Genomic DNA, 2,910 nt, shown 5'->3' on the forward strand with positions numbered 1-2,910 from the left:
GAAACAACACGACGATCCGCACCGAGAATTATCGCTATATCCACTATGCCGATGGTTCAGAAGAATTTTATGATATGCAACAGGATCCCGCTGAATGGAAAAACCTCAGCAGTGATCCCGCGTTTGCAAAATTGATGGAAGAGCACCGGGCTTGGCTACCAACAATCAACGAAAAACCCGCGCCCGGCAGCAAACATCGCATTCTGCGTTACGAAAACGGCAAAGCAAACTGGGAAGAAGTCGATATCGAAGAGGACGATCCCATCCCCGAACTGTAATCTGATTTGGAAATGTGAAGCGTTTCAAACAAAAACGAGACGCATCAAAATATGCTCAAACGTTTGCAGTTCGAATGGATCAATTTTACCATTCAGTAAAGCCCTGACGGTTAATTGCTCGGCACGTCATTTCTAAAAATAATTTTGTTTTGAGGATTCAAGTTCTGGCATCTCTACTGCCGAACTATTCGTGTATAACAATTAAGCTGGAAGCAAGTCACAACTGATGAACCCAAGACAGACGCTCGCGTTTGAGTAGTTAGTTGCGAAATTGTGACCAGGTTGTAAGTGTTACACAAACAGGAGTACTTCGTACTTATAAGGGCTGGAAGCTTGGGCTTCCAGCCCTTTTTTATTTTAGACCTACTGTCTCTATCACACTTGAGCGAATCGCGAATTTTTCTGGCAATCCCTTTTCAATCAGGAACCGACTACCATCACCCCCCTACCGCCATACAGACCAGTTGCCGTCCGGGTCAGGATTGTTCTCAGCAACTTCAAGCCTAGGTTTGAAAGGAGAACACATATTTCAAATCCCCTTTTATATATTGGACAACAGATGTTTGAAGAATTTACTCTACCGGAGTATGTGGTTTTGATGAAGTGATCGTCCAATCGTTACTCACGTAGTTATACTCCTCATCCTCGACAGATACGCGACGACCACACTCAATATCGAATTCTGGAGGAATCTTAATGGAAAACTGTTGGCTGAGACTATGAGCGTCTGGAAGTCCGTTCTCATAAACGAACCGCTTAAAATATTCCTCGTCAAAAAATTCAGTGACTTCACTGGCAAACATCGATGGAAAACTCAACAGCACAGCGATACGATAAAATGAACAGTTAGCAGGAGGGGCTTGACCCGCCAAATTTCTGGCTGCCTTTAGCAGTTCTTTGATAACATCGGCCTGGGTTTTAGGACGCGTCTTTGGTCCTTCTACGATTGAAAGAGGGAGGGGAACTTTGATATTGTGATATTTCTCCCCGTATTCAATCTCTCGTGTATTTTTGATTAGATTGGCCCACCTTCTAAGAGCACGAAAATGGCGACGTAATCCTCTCAGCTTCTTGTTGGGATTGTTAATCGTTAAACGACGCATCGATTTATTCTTATAAAATATGATTATCGTAAGCTGTTGAAAAAAGTGCTTAGAAGCCCTATTTATCAGAGACACACTATTGCCGATGTAAGTTCAACCGGCAACTTTGACTAACCTCTTTCCCTGAAAAATACCATTTATCTTTCGTAATTGCTCTCGACTCAGAAATGAGAATTTCTCCGGTTTATCCAAGTTGAGAAGGCCTGTTTTCTGCTGGCTACCTGATCCTGAAAATTGTATCATTGATCGAAGATGAACAATGGTCATCAGCACAGAACATTCCTGTTACTCAGAGAGATTCAAAACATGTTTGAAAACGAAATCACACTCAACCAATTCCTGTTGGATCAGCTCGCAACCATGATGGCGGATTTACCTGCGGAGTATCTCTTCACGCCGGGGCAAGGGCATGGACATCCTCCGGTCTGGATTCTGGGTCACCTCGCGATTGTTGGTGAAATGGGACAGACTTTTCTGGGAGGGAGCTTGACGCATCCTAAATGGGCTCCCCAGTTTGGCCCCGGATCGAGTGATGAAGTTCAGCCGGATACAAGCCTGACGTGTGAAGTGCTGATCGATGCGAATACGAGTGCTTACGAAACATTGAGAACATTGGCGGCCAACGCGGATGCAGCAGCAATGGCACAACCTCATCCGGTCGAACTGTTGCACGGCACAGCCATTAAAACGAACGGGCAACTGCTGGCGCATATACTAACTAGCCATGTCGGCTTTCATCTGGCGCAACTCTCCAGCTGTCGCCGTGAACGTGGTATCGCCGCTCTGTTTTAAGAAGTTGCTTGCCTGGCATGTTAGACAACTCAATATTATTGCATCACAGACAGGACTGTTCTCCATGTTTTACCATGCTGTATCTTTCATACTCTGCTTCTCACTGATTATAGGAAGTCTGCTTTGTCCTTCGCTGCAGGCAGTAGAGAAAAAGCCGACAGAACAATTCACCATCGTCACATTTGGTGATTCCACGACGGCAACTCGTGGGCCGCTGAACGTGTATTCAAAGATTCTTGCGAAAGAACTCCCACAGTTGGGTTTTCCCGTCAAAGTGATCAATTCTGGAATTGGGGGAAATAATACGGAGCAAGCGAAAGCGCGTTTTGAAAAAGATGTGTTACGCCATCGACCCGATCTCGTGGTGATTCAATTCGGAATTAATGATTCGGCCATTGATGTGTGGAAAAATCCACCTGAGACCAGATCGCGTGTTTCCAATGAAAAATATGAAGCCAATCTGCGTTCCATGATTCGAACTTTGAAAAAGAAAAACATTTCCGTCATCCTGATGACTCCTAATTCCATGCGCTGGAATGTGAAAACCAAGCAGCTCTACAACAAGCCGCCCTATGATGCAAAGAATCCGGATGGATTTAATGTCACTCTCAAAGAATATCTTCCAACGGTTCAAAAAATCGCGAGAGAAGAAACAGTGCCACTCGTCGATGTTTACGCAAATTATGAAAACTATGCGAAACAGCCCGGCCAGTCAGCCGATGATCTCTTACTGGATG

4 protein-coding genes are annotated in these 2,910 nt (G+C 44.8%); 3 read left to right on the forward strand and 1 reads right to left on the reverse strand.

The genetic code is table 11. From position 1 onward, the window contains the following. Positions 1-278, forward strand: a 278-nt coding sequence (locus Q0668_RS10225; RefSeq protein ID WP_298863813.1) for a sulfatase/phosphatase domain-containing protein, incomplete at its 5' end; no start/stop codon positions are given. A gap of 572 nt (positions 279-850) precedes the next feature. Here the strand turns inward: Q0668_RS10225 and Q0668_RS10230 are convergent. Further along, positions 851-1,381 carry a DUF3916 domain-containing protein gene (locus tag Q0668_RS10230; protein ID WP_298863821.1) on the reverse strand — a complete coding sequence of 177 codons (531 nt, stop codon included), beginning with the start codon at positions 1,379-1,381 and terminating at the stop codon, positions 851-853. A gap of 306 nt (positions 1,382-1,687) precedes the next feature. Here Q0668_RS10230 and Q0668_RS10235 point away from each other — a divergent pair, with 306 nt between their 5' ends. Both Q0668_RS10235 and Q0668_RS10240 read left to right on the forward strand, forming a co-directional pair. Next, the gene (locus Q0668_RS10235; RefSeq protein ID WP_298863824.1) at positions 1,688-2,173 is read left to right on the forward strand and encodes a DinB family protein; all 486 of its coding nucleotides are present in this window, start codon (positions 1,688-1,690) and stop codon (positions 2,171-2,173) included. Positions 2,174-2,237: 64 nt separating this feature from the next. After that, the coding region (locus Q0668_RS10240) for a GDSL-type esterase/lipase family protein (RefSeq protein ID WP_298863827.1) at positions 2,238-2,910 on the forward strand (673 nt) is incomplete at its 3' end.

This window comes from uncultured Gimesia sp., from assembly GCF_937910335.1.
In the GTDB taxonomy this organism is placed as follows: domain Bacteria; phylum Planctomycetota; class Planctomycetia; order Planctomycetales; family Planctomycetaceae; genus Gimesia.

Excerpts from the sequence above, each read along its gene's own strand:
- Q0668_RS10230 (WP_298863821.1), bottom strand. The coding sequence starts at position 1,381 with ATGCGTCGTTTAACGATTAACAATCCCAACAAGAAGCTGAGAGGATTA.
- Q0668_RS10235 (WP_298863824.1), top strand. The coding sequence starts at position 1,688 with ATGTTTGAAAACGAAATCACACTCAACCAATTCCTGTTGGATCAGCTC.